Source organism: Bacteroidota bacterium (genome assembly GCA_018831055.1).
In the GTDB taxonomy this organism is placed as follows: domain Bacteria; phylum Bacteroidota; class Bacteroidia; order Bacteroidales; family B18-G4; genus M55B132.
The window spans coordinates 1-23,874 of the sequence record JAHJRE010000152.1; the positions used below are offsets into that span (position 1 = coordinate 1).

The following is a 23,874-nucleotide window of genomic DNA, read 5'->3' on the forward strand; positions in this document are numbered from 1 at the left end:
GGCAGCACCGTAAACCATATTGATGGAGGCAACCTCACTCTCGGCCTGCAAAACAACCATCCCTGTCCTCTCTTCCGGCTTTTCCGACATAAGGTACTCTATAACCTCCGATTGCGGGGTGATCGGATATCCAAAATAACCATCTACCCCGGCTCTGATGGCCGCCTCGGCAATGGCTTCGTTCCCTTTCATTAACTTTAATTCACCCATTATTCTGATGTTTTTTCGTTATTATTCAACCTTTTTACGGTAAACGGTGATTACACCGTCAGGACATACAATGGCACAATTGGCGCAGCCTGTGCAGGCATCCGGATTTGCCATGTATGAAAAATGATAGCCCTTGCCGTTTACATCCTTCGACATGGCGATAACACCGGTCGGACAAGCGCCTATGCACACTTCACAGCCTTTACAGCGTTCAATGTCAACAACAATCGCTCCTTTAACTTTTGCCATAATCAGTTATATATTTTGGTGTGTAATTCAAATCGCTACGAAATTACATTAAATAAACCTAATCATATCCGATGCTTTCAGATGTTTTTCCGGATTTTAAGGCAATTTATAATTATTTTAAATTGACCGGATAAAAACCCGGTACTGTTCTTTATTGTAATAAAACAAATTGTTTCCTGAGGTTCAACCTTTTATCGGGTGATCCTGATGAAATTGTTTCAATCTCTTTTCCAGGTCAGGAAACTGGCTTTGCTGCACCAGGGAAACACATGCCCTTACTCCTTCATGTCGCTCACTTCCGGTGATGGCCAGGGAAATGGCACTGATACCATAGTAAAGCAATTCCTTTATGAGTTCCTCTCCATCCATCCCTGGATAGGCAAAGGTAAAATAAAATCCATCGGCAATAGGCTCGTCCTCATCCATATCATATACTATGTAAAACCCGTTTTCCAGGAAAAGCTTTTTCATGATGGAAGCTTTGATCTTATATTCCTTAACGGCTTCCAGGAAATCGTATTTTCCGTCGTTAACCATTTTCAGGATGGCCGTGAGCCCATACTGCGGTGAGTGTGCAGTTCCCGAACTCAGGGAATAAAGAGAACCGAAAACCATGGCATTGCCGAAAACGTTGGATGCATAATACCTTAATAAATCGTCCGACTGCCTGTTATACAACTTGTCAGAAATGACCATCATGCCAATCCTCTGTCCGGCATAACTAAAAACCTTGGAGCTGGATATGAAGAGTATGTAATTATCGGTATATTGCGTTACGGAAGGCTGATAAGGCGGTTCTCCCGGTTTGGAATAATCCTTGCGAAAATCCATCCCAAAATATGCCAGGTCTTCCATGATGATCACATCGTATTTGTTCGCCATCTCTCCTATGATCTTCAATTCTTTGTCGGTAAAGCAGATCCAGGAAGGGTTGTTTGGGTTGGAGTAAAGTATGCTTGAAATATTTCCTTTGGATAGGTATGATTCCAGCTTATCCCGAAGTTTTTCTCCTCGGTAATGATAAACATCGAAAGCTTCATACTTGATGCCAAGCACCCGGTGTTGCTGTTTATGTACAGGGAATCCGGGGTCGATGAACAATGTTGTATCCTTTTCTTTGCTAAGACGATTAACAGTCATGAACGAGGCAAAGCCGCCCTGCATAGAACCGACCGTAGGAATGCATCCTTCCGGGCTGACATCGATGTTTAGGAAAAGCTTTACAAACCTTGAAATTTCTTTTTTTAGTTGTGGTATCCCGTAAATATCGGGATAAATGGCCGCTACTCCCTTTTTCAGTGCTTCTATTTCTGCTTCAACACCAATACTGACGGGTGCAAGGCCAGGAATGCCCATTTCCATGCGAACAAAACGTTCCCCGGTGGCATGCTCTATGTTATCAATCAGCTTCTTGATTTCCCTGATCGAAGCCTTGCTTATACTTGCCAGCTTGCTTTCTTTAATCTTTTCTGTTACCGTTTCATAATGGATTGGCGTAGACTTCATATATATCCCTTTCTTCTTTTTTTATCCGGGATCCCGCCAGGAAATTTACAAACCAGGTTAAGAGGCGAGACCTGACTCCGGATGTTTGGTGTTGTTAATGCACTAACAAAACGCTCAAATATAAAAAAATTAATTTCAAAAAAAATAAAATACTCCGAATAATATCCGGTAATTACAGGTTTCCGATGTATTGTCAAATTTTCCCATGTTGTCCGGCTCACCCCAGGCAGCTGCTGTATATTCAAGTTCAATGGCCAGCATGAGTTTTCCCGAATATACCTGTAACCTTGGAGCTATCCTGTAGGCATAGGCAAGATCCTCGAAATTCCCGAAAAATCTACCCTCACTGCTTCCTGCATATCCAAGGTTCTTTGTGTATCCTGCAAAGATGGCCGGCCTGATCTTCTTTCCCTTGCCCGAAATATCAATCCAGGACGAAATCTGGTTGGTTGGTTTATACGTGATCCGATGATTTACCGTATCGAGGGTATGCTCAACATAACCTCCCGCCATGATATGTTCCGTCAGGTTCTGACCGGCAACGGTTCCGGTTTGGATGATAAACGGTGTGAATTCTATCCTGGCAAAAACAATGGCGGCAAAGGAATGTACTTTTTCATCTGTTTTGTATTCCGTTCCGGCGGGTAAATCGACTTTCAGCCGTGGCATAAGCATCTTGTAGTCGAGGCCCCACCCGATGATATGTTTACCCGGTCTGAGCTGAAACTGCAGGTCGAGGTTAGGGAGTACCGCGTTACGGAGGTAAACGGGGGATGGACCTTCGGGGCCGTTACTGGCATAATCCCTTTGCGAGGCCGCTACGGCGATGATCTTCAGGATGCCGGTATTTTGCTCAAAGCGCAGCTGGTTATGCCGTGAAAAAGGATGGAAAGGGGCCCCGGTGTTCAGTCCTATCGTCGAAGGCCTGACCTCGGGTGTGTATAAAGGGTGCCAGTATAATCCGGCCAGGAGGCTCCGGCTTTTCCATTCCAGTTTCACCCATGCTTCCCGCAGCCTGAAACCGTTGTTATCCAGGTTTGATTGCCCCGTAAAGTCTCCCTCAATCACTCCTGAAGTGGATGCACCCAGGGCGCGGGGACCGCTGATCTCACCACGGAGGCGGCTGGTCATGGCTAACTGGTTGAAGGATGAGTGAGCGTTAATGTCATTCCCGGCTTTATCCTTGTTCACCGGCAGAGGCAACAGGCTCACCATGCCCTCCCGTGATTCGATGAGCCGGCGCGTATCGTAAAACATCTGGGCATTGACAAAACCCGAAAAGCGAATCCCCCATCCTGTGGCCGGCTTTTCCTGGGAGAAGGCCGTTAAAGTGAAAAGAAAGAACAAAACCGTGAGATAACGATAGCCGGGCATTTATTTTTTAATTTTTGCAAAACTAACAATCGGATTCAGAGCCAGGGAAGCAAGCATTCCCACTGTTCCTGCTTCAGGAGAGGGCATTCCGCTGATATACAGCCCCAGGCAAAGGACCAGCCCGGCAATCCCGGATATCAACGCGCTGACTTTGTTGGCACGGGGTAAAAACAATCCCCAGATAAATGGTCCCAGGAAAAAAGAGCCTATGGCTCCCCAGGATATGCCCAGGATAGCCACGATACTATCGGGGTTCAAATAGGCCAGGAACACGGATAAAAGAATGAAGAATGCGCTGGTCCATCGCATCAGACGGGTCAGTTTCGCATCAGAGGCTGCCGGGTTCATGAATCCATGATAAAGATCTTTGGTGACCGATGAGCTGGAGACGAGCACCAGCGATGCCAGAGTCGACATGGAGGCCGAAAGGATCAGCAACAGGATAACCACGGAAAGGGATTCGGGGATAACATTAGCCAGCAATTCCGGCATAAGCCTGTCAAAAAGGGGCTGCCCGTCGTTAAAGGCACCGGGCGTGGTTTCCGGGGTCAGGAATATCCTGGTGGTGCTTCCTACAAAATAAGCTACACCGCCAATAAGGAAAGCAAAAACTGTGGAGGCGAACATGCCCACTTTTACCGACCTGCGGTCGCGGATCGCATAGAACTTCTGCACCAGCTGCGGCATGGCAAAGGGGGCCAGACTGGTCAGGAGGATCAGCGAAAGCAAGGGCCATATCCCCGGAGGCCCTACCGGGCGAGTGAGCCCCGGATTGATCTCCTGCAACGAAAGGGTGATCTGCCCGATCCCGCCTGCTTTGTGAAGCGTGCTGGCAAACAATACGATCACGCCCGCGACCATGATGATGCCAAAAATCATATCGATCAAGGCCATCGATTTGTAACCGCCCAGTACAAGATAAATTGCAGTAAATAAACCCATGAAAATCAGGGCGTAAACATAAGGAAGATCGAAGTTGGATGTGAAAAGGTACGACAAGCCCATAAAAACCGCTGCCGAATAAGGGATCATAAAGACAAAGATGACGATGGACGACAGCAGCTTGAAAAAGGGGCTGTTATATCTTTTTTCCAGGTATTCGCTGATGGTGGAAACCTGGTATTCGGTGGCCATTTTTTTGATTTTCCATCCCAGCAGGAACCAAACCGTGAAAACCCCAACAAGCCCGTTTATCAGCGCGATCCACAATCCCGAGTAGCCGAAACCCCAACCTATCTTTCCGGCAAAACCGATGAAAAGTACTGCGCTGAAGTACGCGGTTCCATAGGAGAATGCGGTCATCCACGGGCCAATATTGCCACCTCCCAGGAAAAAGTCGGAAAACGATTTGGTCTTCTTCAGCCCCATAAGACCAATAATAATGATCATCAGGGCATAGAGTGCGATAACGATGATTTTGACTGTCATAGGTTCTGTTTTTCAATCCGGATGCGGGCATCAACGGCTTGTATGCTGTTTCCCAGTCCGATCAAAGGATTCAGGTCGAGTTCATGTATTTCGGGTGCAGCCATCACCAGGGCGGAAAGCCTCGACACGATCTCTGCGAATAGCTGTTCATCGGCTCCCTGTTTGCCCCTGACACCCTGGATGATCTTGTAACCCTTCAGGGAGCGGATCATCTCAAGGCTTTCATCCTGTGAGAGGGGCGCGAGGCCCTGGCTCACATCTTTTAATACTTCAATAAATATACCACCCAGTCCGCACAAGACCAGGTGACCGAATTTTTCCTCGTACTTTGCCCCTGCAAAAAGCTCTATGCCGGAGATCATAGGTTGTATAAGCACGCCGGTAGCGCCTTCGATCTGCATGATCTCAAGGAAGTTCTCTTCTACTTCCTGCGGATTCCGGATATTCAGGCGCACACCGCCCACATCCGATTTATGGACGGGGCCTATGACCTTCATCACTACAGGGAAACCTGCTGCTTCTGCCATGCTGATGGCATCCTGCAGTGTTTCCGCAACCATTTCCTTAATCCTGGGTATTCCTGCAAGGTCGAGCAACTGTTGCACCTGCTCCGGATCAAGGTAGCCATTGCTGCAACCATCGATGACCTTACGGACACCGGAATGGTCTATACCGGGCAGTACCGGGTTTTCCGGGGCCGGAGGGTGTGTTTTGATCACCTTTCCGAGAGAGTGGGCAAAAACGACCTCATCGGAGAAATATACCCGTCCTTTATCGGTGAAAGAGCGTATCTCATCCTGTGCCGTCAGTGTGGAGGGGAGGATGGGATAGACCGGCTTGCGGAAGCTCTTCATTTTTTCGTCGATCACATCGTACACATCGTAAATATCATCAAGTCCTGGAGTTCCGAAGATCACGGCCATGCCGTCGATGTGGTCAAATTTGTTTTCCGTGTAATCCATGATCACCGCGAGTTGTTCTGCAGTACCCGTTGCCAGGAAATCGATGGGATTGGCCACGGAGGAGCCGGGGAAAAGCTGTGTCAGCAGCTCATTGGCATAGTGGCCCTGGATGGGAGGGACAAGGAGACCCTGATGCGAAAGCTCATCTGTCAGCATAACGGCGGGACCACCGGCATGGGTTATTATAGCGATATTTTTTCCTTCCAGGGGTTTTTCCTGGAAGATGCTGGCCACGGAGATCAGTTCCTCCCGGCCATAGCACCTTACTATGCCCGCTTTACGGAATAAGGCGTCAACGGCGGCGTCCGAACTGGCCAGGGCTCCCGTGTGGGAAGAGGCAGCCCGGCTTCCGGCCTCGGAAGCGCCCGCTTTGATGGCAGCGATCCTGCATCCTTTGCGGATCAGCGAGGAAGCATGGCGGAGAAGCTTATCCGGCTTTTCTATGCTTTCTATATAGAGCAGTTTTACCTTCGGACTGATCCCTTCTTCATAAGTCTCATCCATGTATTCCAGGATGTCTTCAACACCCAGTTGTGCACTGTTGCCGACGGAGAAAACCCTGGCGAACGACAGGCCCCTCGGGATGCCTGCTTCCATGATGAAGCAGGCGGTGGCACCGGAACCGGAGATGAAATCACAACCGCTCAGCTCCAAACGGGGTATGGGCTGGGTGAATACGCCATGATATTCGGGAGTCATCACCCCAATGCAATTGGGTCCGATCAGGCTTCCACCCACACTCTCCACGATGGTGACCAGCCTTTCCTCAAGCAACCTGCCTTCCTCACTTTCTTCACTGAAACCGGCACTGAGCACGATGAATCCACGGGTTCCCTTTTCCCTGGCAAGGATCTCCGCGGTATCAGGGATGAATTTAGCCGCGATGGCCATAATGGCCAGATCTGCCTGGGGCAGGTCACGAACATCCTGATAACTCGTTAAACCCTGGACCTCGGGCTCTTTAAGGTTAGTAACATACAGCTTGCCCCGGAAATGCCCGTCAATAAGGTTTTTTAACACCTTACCCCCGGGCTTGCGGATGTCGTTCGAACCTCCGATAACAACAATGCTGCGTGGCTGGATCAACTGCTCGCTAATCATATCAATAGGGTTATTAATCACGGATTGTCTGTGGGCTGCTAAAATAGGAAAATAATCCCAGCAGGGTTGGGTTGTTGATTATTTGTTGATTTCTTTGGGGGTAATCAGATGACATCTCCCTGCCGGGAGATGTCATCTGATTCTGAGGCGGGTTGGTGTGAGAGATTCTCCCAGTCAGTGCTCACTGTCGGGGCAGACTACTCGATTAGTAGCAGTTGTTTTTTAATTAAGTTTATAAAATGGTTCAATAAATTCACTTTCCCTTTTTCCGGTTATTGGGTCTTTCCATATCCGGAAACTCCCTCCAAACAAATAATCGCAAGCTTTTATTTGCTCTATTATTTTATTCATTTCATCAAAGGGGATTAGTTCTACAGATTTGCCTGTTTCGACCCATTCAATCTTTTCACAACCATCAGGGAGAATCATGGCTCCACTTTCATATTCCGCTGTATAATATTGCATAATTGTTGGATTGGTTCTCCATTCATAATGAAAGGTTAATAATCCACGTAGCTTAATGTTTTTAATTTTAATTCCCATTCTATCTCCCATCCAATTCACAAATTCTTTTATTGATAATGAGTCATTATATCTTGCGCCTGTGATTTCTAATCCATCCTTATCTCCTAAAAGCAAAATTTCTCCTTTTTCATTAGTTACAAGAAGTTTTATAAATGAATAATTATCCTTTTTGTCTTGTCCGTAAGAAATAAAATAAATTCCAAATAGCAGTAATAATAGTATTCGAAGTTTCATAAGTTTTGATTTATGGTTCGTGTCTGTTTTGTCGGGTAATTCAGGCGGGTTGCCCCGCCTTTGTCTCCTAAGAACTGCCGATTGTATCGGGAAAAACTCCCTTGAACCTTTCGACTCATCCGGCTCAGGATCTCATTAGGCGGATTAAACCACCCGGCAATTTACAAATTTTCAACATAAGGGTTAATGACATAGTCTGCGTGAGAAATAATGATCCCACTCCGTATTGAACTGATTGGGGTTCCTATTTAAAAGACTGTGGCGTTTGATGCAATAATAGACAAACATGTGGAGCAGGATGGTAATCAGATGACATCTCCCGCCCGGGAGATGTCATCTGTATCTGAATTATTTCAACTTACTCCAGCGTGAAAGATCCCCGCTTTCCAGCACCTGGTTCACTTCCTTTTCAACATCGCGGTAAGTGTTCCGGGAACCGCAGAAATACATTTCAGTCAGGGGATCCTTATCAAGGATGTGGTTCATTAGTTCTTCCCTGGTCGGGGTTTTTTCCAGTTTACTGTATTCTTCATAGGAGTAATCCAGGAAGGCTACCCGGTCGGTGATACCCCTGCGGTCCAGCAGGTACCCGTTATGAAGTTCTACCGGATAAGCAAACTCTCCTTTATATTTTAAATCGCCCGGGCCGGGATAGGAGGCGATGTTCTTTTTGTCCATGGTCAGGATGACGGGTACATTGCGCGAGTAATCATTATTGGTTTTATATACGATCACCGGAGGACCGGGCTGTGCAGCGGCTTTTTCCTGAAGGGCAATGTTCAGTGTGTCGTTGGTTGTTTCCGGTTCCGTGCTCTTGACCTTCTCCTGGTTCCCTGAGCAGCCATGGATCACGGTTGCCAGGATAATTAATTGTGAAAATAATTTTATCAGGTTCATAACAGGCATGATTATTGTTTTGGTTGGTAAAAATAATATTTTGCAGGTTCATAAAATATCCTGCAATAATAAATCTGATAAAATAATTATTTAGTACTTTTGCACAAACCGGATCTTTGCCACCCGGCAAAACAAAAACAGTAACATTATGAAACATTTGATTTTAGCACTCGCCATTACTTTTTCAGGACTTGCGCTTAACGCGCAAAACAATGAAGAAAGCGCTCCCGTGAATCCCAATGCTCCTGTGATCGAATTTGAAAACACCGTTCACGATTACGGCACGATTTATCAGGGAGGCGACGGTACCTGCTCCTTCAAGTTTACCAACAACGGCAAGGAACCTCTCATTCTGTCGCGGCCCAAGTCATCCTGCGGATGTACAGTCCCGACATGGCCCAAACAGCCTATCCTTCCGGGGAAAAGCGATGAGATCAAGGTGACTTATGCCACTTCCAGGGTTGGCCCGATCAATAAGACCGTGACCATTTATTCCAACGCTTCCAACAATCCGATCGTGCTGCGAATTAAAGGCAAGGTAGTAGCTCAGCCTGCTGAGATCATGCCGGAGAAGGAAACGGAAGATGGCGCAACTCCCGTAAATAAATAATACTAAATCCCGGTACAACCGGGATTTTTACATATTACTTAACCCAAACATCAAAGAAATATGCCATCCGTATCAGAAAAGGGAAAAAGGATGCCTGCTTCCCCCATCAGGAAGCTTGTCCCTTATTCCGACCAGGCCAAGAAAAAAGGAATTAAGGTATATCACCTGAACATCGGGCAGCCCGATATCGAAACGCCCGAAATCGCCATGAATGCCATCCGGAACTACCGGGAAGCCGTGGTTGCTTACAGCCATTCGGCAGGTATCCCTTCTTTCAGGAAAAAGCTCACCGGTTACTATAAAAAATATGGTATTGAGATCAGCCCGGAGGAGATCATCGTGGGTGCCGGCGGCTCGGAAGCCATCCTGTTTGCCATGAACAGTTGCCTTGATCCCGGCGATGAGATCATCATCCCCGAACCGTTTTATGCAAACTACAATGGTTTTGCCATCAGCGCCGGCGTCACTGTAAAGCCTATCCCTTCCGATATTGCCACAGGATTTGCCCTGCCGCCTATCTCTGAGTTTGAGAAAGCCATCACACAACGCACCAAAGCCATCCTGATCTGTAACCCGAACAATCCCACAGGATACCTTTATACACGGAACGAGCTGGAAGTGCTGCGCGATATCGTGAAGAAATACGACCTTTTCCTGATCGCCGACGAAGTATACCGTGAGTTCTGCTACGATGGTATGCAGCATTATTCAACCATGCTGCTTGAGGGTATTGAGGACAATGTGATCCTGGTCGATTCCGTTTCAAAGCGTTACAGTGCCTGTGGCATCCGTATCGGTTTTATGATCTCCAGGAACAAGGAGGTCATGTCGACCGCCCTGAAGTTTGCCCAGGCCAGGCTGAGCCCGCCTACTTTCGGACAGGTGGCCGCCGAGGCTGCCATCGACGTGCCGGATGAGTATTTTGCAGGCGTGTTAAAGGAATACCTCGCCCGCAGGAACACCGTCGTAAATGCCATCAATAACATGGAAGGCGCTTTCTGTCCCACACCCAAGGGTGCGTTTTACGTGGTCGCTCGCCTGCCTATCGATGATTCCGACAAGTTCTGCCAGTGGCTGCTCGAGGATTTCCAGTTTAAAAATGAAACCGTGATGCTGGCCCCGGCTACAGGCTTTTATGCTACCCCCGGCCGCGGCCTGGATGAGGTGAGGATCAGCTACGTGCTCAATGTGCATGATCTGGAGAAATCTATGGCCTGCCTGGCAGAAGCATTAAAGGTATATCCCGGTCGCAGGAAATAAGAGAATATCCTGCTTTCAAAGGATAACCGGAATTGTCATACTTATTCAAAGTCTTCGTAAAGCAAATACTTCCTGCGTATTTCCCGGAACCTGTTGAGGTCTTCCTTCCAGGATTCCCTGATTTCCTGTGGAGTCAATCCTGAGCGGACCTGTCTTTCCAGTTTGTCTGTACCGGCCAGGAGCGGAAAGTAGTTATTGAAGAATTCCTCTTTTCCTGAAAAATACCTCCAGGATTCGGTAAGCCAGCTCAGGTTCATGCCGTGGGGATTGGATGCGTATTGCAGCGCGTAGGAACTAAGGTTATGGCCGTGACACAGTATGCCTTCGTACAGGGGTTTGCTTGCCCCTTCCCGGGAAACAGGTTTGAAAAGGTAGCTGCCGGCAAGATAATCAGGATGGCCGAATACCTGAAAGGGCTTGTCGGTACCCCGCCCGACACTCATGATGGTGCCCTCGAAAAGAGCCAGGGAAGGATACAGATATACCGACATCCAGTCGGGGAGATTGGGAGAGGGCCTGACCGGTAGCTTGCAGATCATGTTGTGATGATAACCGCTCACCGGAATGACTTTCAGATCACATTTTTTACCATAAGGAAGCCATCCCTCCCCGTTGACCATCAGCGCGTATTCTCCTATCGTCATCCCGTAAACGACCGGTACAGGATGGAGTCCGACAAAAGAAGCATAGTCCTTTTCCAGGACGGGCCCGTCGATATAAAACCCGTTTGGGTTGGGACGGTCGAGGATGATCAGCGGTACATCATTTTCGGCGCAGGCTTCCATAACATAAGAGAGGGTTGATATATACGTGTAAAACCGCACCCCCACATCCTGGATGTCGAAAACCACTAAATCTATCCTGCGCATATCCCTGCGTGTAGGCTTAAAGTGCCGTCCGTAAAGGGAAATGACCGGTATCCCGGTGACTGGGTCGTGGGTGTTGGAAACATGATCCCCTGCCGTGATATTTCCCCGGAAACCATGCTCCGGTGCAAAAATCCTGTGTATATCAACTCCAAGTGCAAGCAAAGTGTCGATCAGATGGTAAGTGCCTACCCGGGAAGTATGATTGGCCACCAGCGCAATTTGTTTACCTTCCATCAATGAAAGGTAATCCTGCGTCTTCATCGCACCTGTTATAATGGATTCAAAATTTGTTAAAACCGGTGCGGGAGTTTCCTGGCAAAAGACAGGGAAAGCTTGCAGAAAGGTGAATATACCGGCCAGGCAGATGATTGCAGTCTTTTTCATATCCTTGGTCATAAGGGATCAGTCCTTTGGTTTTGTCCGGTTCGTTGCAAAGATAACAGCAATTTCTTAAAATCATCACAGGCATTGCCGGTACTGCGCCGAAATTGGTACTTTTGCATTACATCATTTCCGATTATGCATTTTGAATGGTTTGTTACCAGGAAGATTCTGAAACAGGACAAGGATAATATCTCCGGGCCTTATGTCAGGATTGCGGTGATCGCCATAACCCTCGGGCTGGCGGTGATGATCCTGTCGGTTGCCATCGTAACGGGCTTCCAGCAGGAGATAAGAGACAAGGTGGTGGGCTTTGGTTCACATATTCAGATCGCTTCTTTTGATTTCAACCGCTCCTTTGAATCCACCCCGGTGACAATGGATCCTGCAATCTATCGTATGCTTGACACCATCCCCGGTATTGAGCATGTCCAGGTCTTTGCCAGCAAAGCCGGGATTGTCAAAACCGGCGAAGCCATACAGGGAATAATATTTAAAGGCATAGGCCCGGATTATGATGGATCGTTCTTCCGCGACAAGATTGTGGAAGGCAGCCTCATCAAAGTCAGTGATTCGGCCAGGACCAACGATATTCTCATCTCCGGGAGACTTGCTGCTTTGCTTGATGTAAGGCTCGGCGACGATATCAGGGTTTATTTCGTGGGTGCCGACTCGCGTCAGCCACGCGGACGGAAGTTTACCATAAAAGGAATCTATGAAACCGGACTGGAGGAATTTGATGAGGTTTACCTTATCGGTGACATCGGACATATTCGCAGGCTGAATAACTGGGACCCCGGACAGGTAGCAGGTTATGAGGTTTTTATCGATGATTTTAACAGGCTGGATGAGCTGACGGATAAGATTTACGGCATCATCGATTACGACCTTAAGGCTACCAATGTCAGGGAGTTGTACCCTCAGATATTCGACTGGTTGTCGCTCCAGGATATGAATGTGGTGGTGATCATTGTACTTATGGTAATGGTCTCCGGAATCACCATGATCTCAACGCTGCTGGTGCTTATCCTGGAAAGGACCAACACCATTGGAATACTGAAAGCCCTGGGAGCCAGGAGCCGGAGCATACGGGAGATATTTATCTACCACGCAGTATATATCATCGGAAAAGGATTATTCTGGGGTAATCTCCTGGGCCTCGGCATTGCCCTGATCCAGAAATACACCCGGGTGATCCCCTTATCCGAAGAATCGTATTACATTGCCTACGTACCCATCCACCTCGACCCGGCAGCCATACTCTACCTCAACCTCGGCACCCTCGTCGTATGTACCCTGATGCTGCTGGTTCCATCCTACATCATTGCCAGGATCACACCGCTGAAAGCGATCAGGTTGGATTAAAGTTGGGATTGCAGTTCAGACTGGTATTTATGACGAATATCTTCTTCCAGTTGCTGAGCGAGGATATGTTGCACATCAATGGCTGTAACGCATTTTGGGCATTTGATTTTGGATGGTTGGATTCATGCCGCTATATTTACTTTTTATTTTCAATTTGTTTCCTGGTTCTTTCCAGGCTTTCCAAAAAATGCAGTTCGACATCAGATAGCTCGGAATCGGTTATTTTTTTGTAACTGTCATACTCTGCCAGTGCTTTATTAAGGGCAAGTTCTGCAGATATTTTACCCGCATTGGTTAGTATGTCTTGCCTCGACATTTTAATGAAACCGTCAAGCACTTCCATCCAGTCCTTCATGGTCATCGCCTTGCGTTGCAATGCGTTCACTTCGGCAATATCCAGGTAAGCTGAGACCAGGCGGTTCAATATCCCTAATTCTTCTTCATTCAGATAATTTTTTGCCACGGTTATTTCCTGTTTTGAGGGTCTTGACCCTTTAAAGGAGGTAAGCCCCATGAATGGCAGATTGGCATTTGCCCGTTGAAAGATCACTTCGGCTGCTGTATGGCCATGGGCTGCCCAGTGCAATTTGTTTTGGACTGTTTGGAAAAACAGTTTGGTAGTTTCTGCACGCGCATTATAATCAATACTGGTAGCATAAATCTCGAGCACCTTACGGTAAAATACTTTTTCGGAGGAGCGGATATCGCGGATGCGTTCCAGAAGTTCTTCAAAGTAACCGCCGCCTTTTTTAAGCAGGTCATCGTTCATGGTAAACCCTTTGATGAGGTATTCCCTCAGGCGTTCAGTCGCCCAGATTCTGAATTGGGTACCTCGCAGGGATTTAACACGGTAACCAACTGAAATGATGACATTAAGATTGTAAAACTTCACCGGGCGGTCAGCGCCACTAATGTGCATAATTTGCACATTGCTTTTTTCATCCAGCTCCCCTTCATTAAAAATATTATTGATGTGCTTGGTAATCACGCTTCGTTCTCTCTGAAACAATTCACTGATCTGTTCCTGGTTCATCCATACGGTTTCATCCTTGATTCGAACCTCAATCTTATTCTGCCCGTCTTCGGTCTGGTAAAGAAGTATTTCAGAATTGGAATTCATTTTATGAACGGTTTAATATTGTCAAAATTCAAGGATGTCCTGCATCCCGTCTCCTTAGTTGCCCTTGGGTTCGGGCATTTCTCTTTAAATTGAACACATAAATCACATCGAATTCCTTTTCGATGGTTTTACGGAAACTATCTATACCATTACTACCTTTATCACGTTCAGAAAAAGCTATTTTTCTATATTTATCCAGTATTTTTTGAAAATGCATCTTCCGTTTCCCTTATTTATTGTAATTACAGGATAGCTAAAATAAAACTAATATATCTCATTTCAATATCAGAAGTGCTAAAATTATTAACAGAATCAATGTGTGCTATTTATACTACTTGCAGGGAATAAAGAATTTAATTGGGGGAAATCTTGATATCTTTGCATGATTCATGTGGTAATTAATGGCGCTAATAAGCATTTTGCCGTTAAAATAAGATATATAAACCATGAGCAACCGGAACGATGATTAAACATACCAAAACTATAATTCTCAATAAAGGCCGTGAGCAATCTCTTTTACGCCGGCATCCCTGGGTGTTTTCGGGGGCTATTGCCAGGGTAGTGGGGGATCCGCTTCCCGGTGAGACCGTGGATGTCTGCAGTCAGGATGGGTCATTCCTGGCCAGGGGCGCCTGGTCGCCCCATTCACAGATCCGGGTGAGGGTCTGGACCTTTGATCCGCAGGAAACGGTGGATGCTGCATTTTTTCAGGACAGGATTTCGAAGGCCATTGCCATGCGGGAGCTTCAGGGTATTACGGCAAGCACAGATGCCTGGCGAATGGTCTCCGCGGAGGCCGACGGTCTGCCCGGACTCATTGCCGACCGGTACGGGGAGGTCGTGGTGTTGCAGTCGCTGGGCACCGGAACCGAATCCTGGAAAAAAGAGATCACAGATATACTGGCTGCTTTGCCCGGCGTTGGATCGGTTTATGAACGCTCCGACAGTTCCGTAAGGCAAAAGGAAGGACTGTCTTATGCACAGGGACTGCTGCACGGAAAAGAGGTAACCGGCCTGGTTGAGGTGCAGGAAAACGGTGTCAAGTTCCTGGTAGATATAAAAAAAGGCCATAAGACAGGATTTTATCTCGACCAGCGTGCCAACCGTTTCCTGGTAAGCCACTATTGTTCAGGGGCAGAAGTGCTGAACTGTTTTTCCTATACCGGTGGATTCGGCCTCTTCGCCCTTAAAGGCGGGGCAAAGCATGTGGTGAACGTGGAAGATGCCGCCCACCTTCAGGAAATCACAAAAATGAATATGGAACTGAACGGCTTTCCTGAAGAACGCTATACCAACTTAAGGGATGATGTTTTCACATTGCTCAGGAAATTCGACTTCGAAGGAAGAAGCTTTGATGTGATCATCCTTGATCCTCCGAAGTTTGCCGAGTCACAGGGGCAGGTAGACAAGGCCGCCCGTGGCTACAAAGACATCAATCGCCTGGCCATGAAGCTTCTGCGGCCCAACGGATTGCTGTTCACTTTTTCCTGTTCAGGATGGATCAAACCCGACCTTTTTCAGAAGATCACCGCCGATGCCGCCCTCGACGCCGGCAGGGATATGAAGATCGTTAACCGGCTCTTCCAGGATGCCGACCATCCCGTGAACCTCAGCATCCCCGAAAGCCTTTACCTGAAAGGACTGATGCTAAGATAACGGGTGGTTTTTGATTCTATCTCTTCTGTCGAGAACAGAAAGAAATTCTGTATTCTGTATTCTGTATTCTGTATTCTGAATTGACAATGGGATTTGCAAATTGAAATTTAAGATTGTCAATGTATTGGCAATTTAATATTTTCGATTGTCAATAACATCGAAAATACAGAATACAGAATACAGAATACAGAATTATTTCTCTTTATTCACATCAGAGTAATCGATGCCTGTCCCCAGGTCGTACAACAATATAATTCTCAATTCACTCCCGCAAAGCTCCTCCGTATCCCTTTCCTATATTTCACCTTCGGATACCCGAAGATCACAAACAGTCCTTCGCGGCTTTTGTGTCTGATGCCATGCCGCTCCCTGAATTTTCGGGCTTTTTTGCCATTCTGTATCAAGGGATGCATGGCTCCGAGCATACAGGTCCCCAGTCCGAGCGATTCGCCTGCATACATGGCTGCCGTGGCGGCGACAATCGGGTCTGCCGGGTCGGAATATGGTGAACCGTAAAAGTACATCACAAGCGGGGCATCGTAGGTGACATTGTTTTGTCCTTTTTTCATGCCATTGATGTATATATCGAAAAGCGGCCGGCCGAAAGCCTTGAAAAGCTCATCGCTCTCCTTTCCCCATACAGGTCGCATTAAAGCCAGGAACCATCCTGAAACAAACCACTTCATACCTTCAAGGTGCCTGATGAAATCCGAAACGAAGGCGCGGTTTTTCTCTACTGAATCAAGGATCATCACGTTTACATCGGAAGGCGGAAGCCCCATGGGTGCTGTTCTCGCGGCATCAAGGATCTTCTCTATGATCTCCGGCTCCACCGCTTTATCGCGGAATTCCCGGATACTCCGGCGCCGCTGGTACAGCGTCAGCAGGGATTCGTAATCTGCCGCTTTCTCACGATCGGGTAGCAGGAAGAGATCTTCCGGCGAAAGTGTCCTGCCATATACCTCTATTGCGTCTTCGGGGCATATCGCCATACAGTGCCCGCATCCGATACACCCGAATACAGGGTTTTCATTAATAGTGACTTTTCCGTTGCTGAGCACAAGGCTGAAATCCTTGCACACGGAAACACATAATCCGCATCCTGTGCATTTTTCGGTCAGAATACGGATTTCTCCATTGGTCTTGGTTCGGGTTGTGGGAATGGCCATAAATTTTTTCAGGTTTTGGTGAATTCTATTTAGTTTCTTGTTAAAGAATTATTAATCGACAAATATTTCCCTGATCATTATTTTTAATTCTTCCGTTTCGGAGGCTTTCAGTTTGTCAATATATCGAATGAACCTGATCTTATCAATGGTCCGGATCTGATCCAGGACTATCCAGGCCGTTTGTCCTGGCCTGGTGATCTTCAGACGTGTCGGATAATTTCTTGATTTGGTGGTCATGGGAGCTATGACAATCGTAGAAAGATGCCGGTTCATTTCATCGGGGGAAATGACCACACATGGACGTGTTTTTTGAATCTCACTGCCTATTGTTGGATCAAGATTGACCAAAACAATCTGGTACTGTTTTATTTCCATTCTTCCTGAACTTCGTCGTTAAAAACATCATCTATCAGAAGCTGGTCATCCCCGTTTTCATGCATTTTCCTGAAATCATCTTCCCACCCTTTCCTTACCTGGGGCTTGGCTTTCAGGATGATGTGATCTTCTTCCAGGATTAATTCGACACTATCCCTGATATTGTATTTTTCCAGAATGGTTTTGCTTAAACGTATCCCTTTGGAATTGCCGATTTTTATGACAGAAATATTCATAACTCTTATTTTGTAAATACAAAGTTATTACAAATAAGCATACATTATCTTTGATTTTTTCCACATTCCAGCATCCAGTCTTCGGCCAGTTCCGTGAAGCGGTCATCACGGAAGTGGTTTTTATCGTCCTCCAGCAGGGTTTTGGTGAACGGGCAATCTCCGAAATGGGTTTCCAGGATTTCGCGATAATTTTTATTGGTTACTTCCTCTGTAAACTTTCCGTCGAGATAGAGGTAGTATTTCCAGTCGTAAACCGGTCCGTAATCGCTGGTAACGAGATCGTCGTATTTATAGATCTCCGCCTGTTCGTTGTTCATCAGAAGGCGGCAGAAAACCAGGCTTTCCTGTTTTTGCCAGGGCCTCTTGGGAAGGGGTTTGTATAAAGCCTTGTCATGGGTGAAATATTTCACATTTCTTATGAAATAATCCCATCTGCTGCCGTCATCAAGCCGGATTTCCACTTTTTTCTTGGAAAGCATGCCGCTTTGTTCCCATCGCAGGATTTCTCCATGGAGGGTATCTCCGTTGGTTAATACAAGCACATCCTGGTTGATTTGGGAAAGCATATCCTGGGAAAGAAAAATACTGATAACCAATAAAATGATAATGACCGGAAGCTGGGGGTGAAGTTTCATAGGTACTGGGTTTGTTTACGACAAATATAATTCATTTTCCCCCGGCACTCAATGATTTATCTGGCCGGGAGATAGTAACGGATGGTATCCATCATATTGCGGTGAACGATGCGGTAGTGTGGGTGATAAGCTTGCGAATACGCTTCCGAGTGGTGTCCGACCGGGTCGTTATTTCGCAGGTTTTCCAGGATGAGCTGCCGGTCTGTTTCCTGGCCTGGAAATTCTATGCCCATATCCTCAAGTGTTTGAGATACGTTTTCCCAATAATTTTTCCATTCTTCAACCGGTGGGGGAGAGGCCAGGGCAGCGCTTTGTGAAAATGCATAATACAAAACATCAAGAGGGAGTATACTATCGCGGACCAGGCTCAGGTTCACCCGGTAAAAATTATGATGTTCACCCAGTGGCTGGATCAGCACGGTATCGTATTCAACTGCCTCGCTTAGCTCGTAAAGGAGGTATCTCATGGCCGCAGCAGAATCGTTGATCATATGCCCCGGTCCATAAGCATCCTGAAAAAAATTCTTGTAAATATCTGCCAGTCTTGTTTCGGGGTGCAGCCGGATCTCATCCTGAATGGCGCTGCGAATTGCTGAATTATCCTGTTTCAGGGTGCAGGATGCAAGTGACAGGGCTGTTAGAATTAGCATAAAGATGATCCGTTTCATGTTGAAGTATTTTTTATTTCAGGAATAGCAGGGCCACGCCTCCGACGCTGATGAATGCCCCGATGATTTCTATTGGTGAAAGTTTTTGTTTGAACAGGATTACGCTGGGAGGGATCAGCATGATGGGTACGGTTGCCATGATGGTTGAGGCAACACCTGTTGATGCAAATTTTACAGCGATCAATGAAAAAGAAACTCCCAGGAAGGGTCCAAAAACCGATCCGATGGCTATGCCCGTCATACCGGGCTTGTTCTTCAGTGCTGTACTGACGAGGTTCCAGCGTCGCAGCATGGCAATAATTATAGCAAACCCTACCATTCCGGTAAGTACTCTGATCTGGGTGGCAGCAAAAGCATCGTATTGCTGCATACCATACTTGCTGAGAACCAATCCGATGGCCTGACCAACCGTTCCGGCCAGTGCAAAAAGAATGCCTTGCAAAGGATACGACAGCTTCAGCTTGCGCCGGTCGTTCTTCCGGTTCAGAACAGCCATAGCAATACCGCTAACAGTCAGTACCATTCCCGTTACTTCCAATGGTGAGAGCACTTCTCCCAGCATAAGCCATCCTGTGATGGCCGTTATAGGCGGAACCAGCGTCATCACCAGCATTGCGATGCGGGAAGAGATCACCGCATAGGCCCTGAAAAGAAAATAATCGCCGAAAACAAAACCGATGAGGCCGGACAGTGACAGCCAAATCCATGCATGGGCGCTGGCATCCGTAGGAAGGGCCATACCACGGTAGAAATAGCAAAATACCATAAGCAACACAAAAGCGATCACCAGACGGATCATATTCACCGCCAGAGATCCTACCTTTTTGCTGGCTACCTCGAACGATAATGCCGTGATCGTCCAAAAAACCGCGGCACCCAGTGCCGCCAGCTCCCCTGAATAATGCTGAAAATCCATACTTTCTGAAAACGACAAAGATATTAGGAATTTGCTTTCTTAATTACTGAAGAAAAAATGATTTTAAAGCAGAAATCAACATTGACAGGTTGAGGGTTACAAGTTACAGGGAGCAGGTTGCAAGTTACAGGGAGCAGGAGGCAAGTGGCAAGTCACAATACAGGCCGTACAGGTGCCCTTGTGCTGAAAATACCATGGTACTTATCCTCTAGGAAAGGCTTTACTTTTAGCTTACTTTGTCCTGCTTTGTGGAAATGATAGATCAGGATAACATGGGAGAATCCTTCCAGATCTGCGAGTCCTTTTGCGTACTCCGGGAAAATTTCGGATCTTCCCTGGAATTCCAATGCGAAGACAGGCTGTATTGGAATCCCTGAAGTTTTTTTATGCGGACTATGGATGATCCCAATTGGATTGTATTGGATCTTAAAACTGATCATGGAAGGCATTGTTAATTAATATCCATACTTCGGATCAGGGTGGTGTCGGTAATTTTCAAATGGATCTTCTTTCTGAAACCGGTTTGGTTGAGGAGCAGCTCAAAGATACGCAGGTCGATTTGTGTATCCGGATCATGCCACAGGCTCTCATCCTGTATAAGCCTTACCTCATATTCTCCTTTTAACTCCAGGAATGCCGCACGGTTTTGTGATTCTGTGAAGTATTCCTGGTCTTTCAGGAAAGTTTCCAGCTTCTGCAGGTCCTCAGTGGGAATCGTCTCAGAGTGCATGATGAAATAGTCATTGTTTCCAATCCGGTGAGGTATTAGTACGTCCTGGTTTGCGCTGAAATGCAGGAGAATAACTACCATCGAAAACACAAGTCCGGATATCCCATATAAAGCAGCCTGTCCAAATCTCCTGAAATAGCCTCCTTCCTGTTTATGTTGCACAAGTTCATCCTGATGAAAAAACTCAAGGAAAATAAAAACCACTGTTGTATAGATAAATGGGATGATCATGTAAACAAAACCGTTGCGGGCCGTTTGCGGGATAAGGAAAATGGCCAGGAAAAGAATTAAACTCCCCAGGAAACCGGCTATGATTGCCCTGAGCGCTTTAGCCTTTTTATTGAACTGATAAAGATTGGAAGCAACCAGGATGCCTGTCACCAGTGGTCCTCCCACAAATGTTGCAGCCAGGATGGCAGCCTTCGAAAACAATGCCCTTCGTTCCGGCCGTTTTACCTTATTCAAATTGTCAATGGATTTTGCCCTATCATTTCCGGGCAAAATTAATTATATAATAGTGACTCATTGGGTTTTGCTAAAATATTATCAACAAAGGCCTGTTGAAATTCCGGGTCATAGTGAAATAAATTCCCGTGGGTTCTATCCGATTATCCTTACCTTTGCCGTTATAAACCACAATTCCTTTACTTCTCGGGATTATGCAGTTTGTTTATCCTTTTTTTCTTTTTGGGTTGTTTGCACTGGCCATTCCTGTGCTCATTCATTTGTTTAATCTGCGAAGGTATCGCCGGGTTTATTTCAGTAATGTACGCTATCTGAAAATGATACGGCAGGAGACCAGAAAACAGTCGCAGCTAAGACATTTGCTGGTGTTGATTGCCAGGATGCTTGCCATTGCTTCCATCGTAATGGCTTTTGCGCAGCCATATATTCCTTCCGGTGATGATGTCCGCATTAAACAAGGAAGCAATGCCATTAGTATTTATGTGGATAATTCCTTTAGTATGCAAGCGTCATCAGACGCAGGGTCTCTGCTTGATAATGCCCTCCGTAAAGCCTCTGAAATTGCTATGGCGTACAATGCTACGGATGAATTTAGCTTGATAACCAACGATTTTGCTCCGGCCAGTAACCGTTTCTATACACGTCAGGATTTTCTTGATGTACTGGATGATATAAGTTTCGCCCCTGTGTTCCGCTCTTTCAATGATATTTTACAGAGGCAACAGGAAATACTAAAATCATCCGGTTCAGGAAACCTCAACGCTTTCCTGGTTTCCGATTTTCAGCTTGGTATGCTTGAAACAAAGACTTTAGCGCCTGACAGTAATATCAATGTGTTTGTTGTACCCTTATTTGCAAAAAAAAGTCAGAATGTTTACATCGATTCATGCTGGTTCGAATCTCCTGCGCTGCAGGTCAATCAACCACTTAACCTCATGGTATCCCTGGTAAACGGATCTGATAACAAACTCGAAAAGATTCCTCTTAAACTTGAGGTAGATGGGATTCAGCGCGCCCTGGCCAGCTTCGACGTGGAATCCGGAGAACATACACTGGTTAGAATGACATTTTCTGTCAATACCCCCGGATGGAAAAAAGGGTTGCTCCGGATAACTGATTATCCTGTAATATACGATGATGAATTGTTTTTCGGTTTCATGGTGAACGACCATGTTTCCGTATACAGTATTAATGGAGACGAACCCGGTGACCATTTCCGGAATCTGTTCGGTGAAGATTCACTATTTTTATTTCGCGAAACGGATGCAGGTAATGTTGATTATTCAGGTATGGGAGAATACAACCTCATCATCCTTAACGGAGTTCAAACCATAGGTAGTGGTATGGCTGTTGAACTGAACCGCATACTAGAACAAAACCGCAGCCTGCTCATTATCCCTTCTGAAAAAGTGGATAGGGAATCGTACAACGAATTTTTGAAACCCATCGCATTGCTCGCTGCAGATACTGCTTTACTTCCCCTTGGCTGGCTTAATCTTAATGCTCCTTTGTTCGAAGATGTTTTTGAAGAGTCTCCTCTTTTTGAAGGTAACTCACGCCTGGAAATGCCCATTATAAAACACCATTTTCCGTTGGATATGCCGGCTACATCAAACACGGAAGTCCTTATGAAAATGTTTAATGACGATCCTTTCCTGGTACAAATACCTGCGGGTAAGGGGAATGTTTTTCTTTTCACTGCTCCGGTTTCTGAAAGGGGGGGCGATTTTTACCGCCATGCTCTCTTTGTTCCTGTCATGCTAAGGATGGCAATGATGAGTTTTATTGGTTATGGTGATTATGATGTGATCAATCGGGATGAGTTGATATTTACTCCCTTTAGCATCCCTCCCGGTCGTGAGAATATTCACCTGAAAAATGTTGATAATGGTTTTGATGTCATTCCTGAAACAGGATTTGCCCAAAGAAGGCCATACCTGAATTTGCATGGCAACATTTCTGAGGCAGGACATTATGACCTGTATTCAGGAAACAGCGTTTTAGGAAGTATTGCGCTCAATTACGATCGCAGGGAATCCCAGTTGGGACAGCCCGGGGAAGATGATCTGATGGAGCGTCTCAATTCCGGTGTTGATAGCGATTTTAAACTGCTTTCCGACCAGAACAAACCGCTCTCGGTAGCTATCCGTGATATGAATGAAGGCAAAAGACTTTGGAAATTATTCATTATTTTCGCACTGGTTTTTCTGGCATCGGAAGTGTTGATGCTGCGATTTTGGAAATAATATAAAATGAGTATCTGGGATGATTAAAACAAAGGTGCAGGCTTCATTCACCCTGTAACTTGTAACTTGTAACTTGTAACTATTTGTTAATCATTTCCGGTAAGCAATAATTTAATATTTATAATAACATGAGGATCACAAAAGATAATTCCATAGGGTTGGTCATTGACATGCAATCACGACTCTACCCTTTCATTAATGAACATGAGCAACTTACACGTAATGCCGATATTCTTATCAGAGGTATGCGTGAAATCGGACTCGAAATAATCATTACGGAACAGTACACAAAGGGCCTGGGTCAGACCATCGAACCCCTGGCATTGGCTCTGGGGGATTACGAACCCATAGAAAAGATGGCTTTCAGCTGTTGTGATGAGCCTTCCTTTTATGAAGCACTGACCATTCGTAACAGGAAATTCGCCATCATCACCGGCATTGAAACCCATGTTTGTGTATTACAAACTGCAATCGATCTGCTGGATTCCGGTTTTATCCCGGTTATCGTGGAAGACTGCGTTGGGTCAAGAAGGATCAACGATAAAAGCATGGCTATACAACGCATGCGACAATCCGGAGCGATAATCACCACCTATGAATCCATTTTGTTTGAATTGCTTCAGTATTCCGGAACCGATACCTTCCGTGCAATTTCTAAGCTGGTAAAATAACAACAGCAATATCAAG

General features: G+C 46.2%; 24 protein-coding genes. 6 read left to right on the plus strand and 18 right to left on the minus strand.

The genetic code is table 11. The annotated features are described in order from the left end of the window. From KKA81_09935 to KKA81_09970, 8 genes are all read right to left on the minus strand, one after another. On the minus strand, positions 1–213 hold a 213-nt coding region (locus KKA81_09935; protein MBU2651242.1), incomplete at its 3' end, for a 3-methyl-2-oxobutanoate dehydrogenase subunit beta. A gap of 18 nt (positions 214–231) precedes the next feature. Beyond that, complete coding sequence (locus KKA81_09940) at positions 232–459, minus strand: 4Fe-4S binding protein (protein ID MBU2651243.1); 228 nt, start codon at positions 457–459, stop codon at positions 232–234. Positions 460–642: 183 nt separating this feature from the next. Continuing rightward, positions 643–1,965, minus strand: a complete 1,323-nt coding sequence (locus KKA81_09945; GenBank protein ID MBU2651244.1) for a pyridoxal phosphate-dependent aminotransferase — start codon at positions 1,963–1,965, stop codon at positions 643–645. Between the two features lie 135 nt (positions 1,966–2,100). Continuing rightward, the gene (locus KKA81_09950) at positions 2,101–3,339 is read right to left on the minus strand and encodes a hypothetical protein (GenBank protein MBU2651245.1); all 1,239 of its coding nucleotides are present in this window, start codon (positions 3,337–3,339) and stop codon (positions 2,101–2,103) included. Then, on the minus strand, positions 3,340–4,767 hold the full coding sequence (locus tag KKA81_09955) for a sodium/solute symporter (GenBank protein ID MBU2651246.1): 1,428 nt from the start codon (positions 4,765–4,767) through the stop codon (positions 3,340–3,342). It lies immediately after the preceding gene. After that, positions 4,764–6,830 (minus strand): acetate--CoA ligase family protein, encoded by a 2,067-nt coding sequence (locus KKA81_09960; GenBank protein ID MBU2651247.1) that lies wholly within the window; start codon positions 6,828–6,830, stop codon positions 4,764–4,766. Before KKA81_09960 ends, KKA81_09955 begins: the two co-directional genes overlap by 4 nt. A gap of 222 nt (positions 6,831–7,052) precedes the next feature. Then, entirely contained in the window at positions 7,053–7,589 is a 537-nt protein-coding gene (locus KKA81_09965; protein ID MBU2651248.1) for a hypothetical protein, read from the minus strand. Between the two features lie 348 nt (positions 7,590–7,937). Continuing rightward, positions 7,938–8,486, minus strand: coding sequence for a hypothetical protein (locus KKA81_09970; protein ID MBU2651249.1), 549 nt, complete (start codon positions 8,484–8,486; stop codon positions 7,938–7,940). Positions 8,487–8,634: 148 nt separating this feature from the next. Between KKA81_09970 and KKA81_09975 the strand changes: the two genes are divergently transcribed. Both KKA81_09975 and KKA81_09980 read left to right on the plus strand, forming a co-directional pair. Beyond that, positions 8,635–9,096: a DUF1573 domain-containing protein gene (locus KKA81_09975; protein MBU2651250.1), complete on the plus strand. Its 462-nt coding sequence runs from the start codon at positions 8,635–8,637 to the stop codon at positions 9,094–9,096. Positions 9,097–9,156: 60 nt separating this feature from the next. Beyond that, on the plus strand, positions 9,157–10,356 hold the full coding sequence (locus tag KKA81_09980; protein MBU2651251.1) for a pyridoxal phosphate-dependent aminotransferase: 1,200 nt from the start codon (positions 9,157–9,159) through the stop codon (positions 10,354–10,356). A 41-nt stretch (positions 10,357–10,397) separates the two neighbouring features. Here KKA81_09980 and KKA81_09985 read toward each other — a convergent pair whose 3' ends face one another. Further along, complete coding sequence (locus KKA81_09985; protein MBU2651252.1) at positions 10,398–11,609, minus strand: DUF1343 domain-containing protein; 1,212 nt, start codon at positions 11,607–11,609, stop codon at positions 10,398–10,400. Positions 11,610–11,744: 135 nt separating this feature from the next. Here KKA81_09985 and KKA81_09990 point away from each other — a divergent pair, with 135 nt between their 5' ends. After that, positions 11,745–12,971, plus strand: coding sequence for an ABC transporter permease (locus tag KKA81_09990; protein ID MBU2651253.1), 1,227 nt, complete (start codon positions 11,745–11,747; stop codon positions 12,969–12,971). A gap of 136 nt (positions 12,972–13,107) precedes the next feature. Here KKA81_09990 and KKA81_09995 read toward each other — a convergent pair whose 3' ends face one another. Further along, positions 13,108–14,091: a virulence RhuM family protein gene (locus tag KKA81_09995; GenBank protein MBU2651254.1), complete on the minus strand. Its 984-nt coding sequence runs from the start codon at positions 14,089–14,091 to the stop codon at positions 13,108–13,110. 462 nt (positions 14,092–14,553) lie between these two features. Here KKA81_09995 and KKA81_10000 point away from each other — a divergent pair, with 462 nt between their 5' ends. After that, on the plus strand, positions 14,554–15,747 hold the full coding sequence (locus tag KKA81_10000; protein ID MBU2651255.1) for a class I SAM-dependent methyltransferase: 1,194 nt from the start codon (positions 14,554–14,556) through the stop codon (positions 15,745–15,747). Between the two features lie 257 nt (positions 15,748–16,004). Here KKA81_10000 and KKA81_10005 read toward each other — a convergent pair whose 3' ends face one another. The 8 genes from KKA81_10005 to KKA81_10040 all read right to left on the minus strand — a co-directional run bounded on the left by KKA81_10005 (position 16,005) and on the right by KKA81_10040 (position 20,941). Further along, a complete protein-coding gene (locus tag KKA81_10005; GenBank protein MBU2651256.1) occupies positions 16,005–16,916 on the minus strand; it encodes a nitroreductase family protein in 912 nt (303 codons plus the stop codon). A 51-nt stretch (positions 16,917–16,967) separates the two neighbouring features. Beyond that, on the minus strand, positions 16,968–17,291 hold the full coding sequence (locus tag KKA81_10010; protein MBU2651257.1) for a type II toxin-antitoxin system PemK/MazF family toxin: 324 nt from the start codon (positions 17,289–17,291) through the stop codon (positions 16,968–16,970). Then, the gene (locus KKA81_10015) at positions 17,282–17,527 is read right to left on the minus strand and encodes an AbrB/MazE/SpoVT family DNA-binding domain-containing protein (GenBank protein MBU2651258.1); all 246 of its coding nucleotides are present in this window, start codon (positions 17,525–17,527) and stop codon (positions 17,282–17,284) included. The genes KKA81_10010 and KKA81_10015 overlap by 10 nt, the downstream gene beginning before the upstream one ends. A 44-nt stretch (positions 17,528–17,571) precedes the next feature. Beyond that, the gene (locus KKA81_10020) at positions 17,572–18,162 is read right to left on the minus strand and encodes a hypothetical protein (GenBank protein MBU2651259.1); all 591 of its coding nucleotides are present in this window, start codon (positions 18,160–18,162) and stop codon (positions 17,572–17,574) included. Between the two features lie 56 nt (positions 18,163–18,218). Then, positions 18,219–18,830 (minus strand): hypothetical protein, encoded by a 612-nt coding sequence (locus KKA81_10025; protein ID MBU2651260.1) that lies wholly within the window; start codon positions 18,828–18,830, stop codon positions 18,219–18,221. A 13-nt stretch (positions 18,831–18,843) separates the two neighbouring features. Continuing rightward, positions 18,844–19,746 (minus strand): DMT family transporter, encoded by a 903-nt coding sequence (locus tag KKA81_10030; GenBank protein MBU2651261.1) that lies wholly within the window; start codon positions 19,744–19,746, stop codon positions 18,844–18,846. Positions 19,747–19,898: 152 nt separating this feature from the next. Then, entirely contained in the window at positions 19,899–20,186 is a 288-nt protein-coding gene (locus KKA81_10035) for an SAM-dependent methyltransferase (GenBank protein ID MBU2651262.1), read from the minus strand. 11 nt (positions 20,187–20,197) lie between these two features. Beyond that, complete coding sequence (locus KKA81_10040) at positions 20,198–20,941, minus strand: hypothetical protein (GenBank protein MBU2651263.1); 744 nt, start codon at positions 20,939–20,941, stop codon at positions 20,198–20,200. A 194-nt stretch (positions 20,942–21,135) separates the two neighbouring features. On the opposite strand from KKA81_10040, the gene KKA81_10045 reads away from it, so the two are divergent. Both KKA81_10045 and KKA81_10050 read left to right on the plus strand, forming a co-directional pair. Next, positions 21,136–23,187: a BatA domain-containing protein gene (locus KKA81_10045; protein ID MBU2651264.1), complete on the plus strand. Its 2,052-nt coding sequence runs from the start codon at positions 21,136–21,138 to the stop codon at positions 23,185–23,187. A 128-nt stretch (positions 23,188–23,315) separates the two neighbouring features. Beyond that, on the plus strand, positions 23,316–23,858 hold the full coding sequence (locus KKA81_10050) for a hydrolase (GenBank protein MBU2651265.1): 543 nt from the start codon (positions 23,316–23,318) through the stop codon (positions 23,856–23,858). Positions 23,859–23,874: the final 16 nt, after the last annotated feature.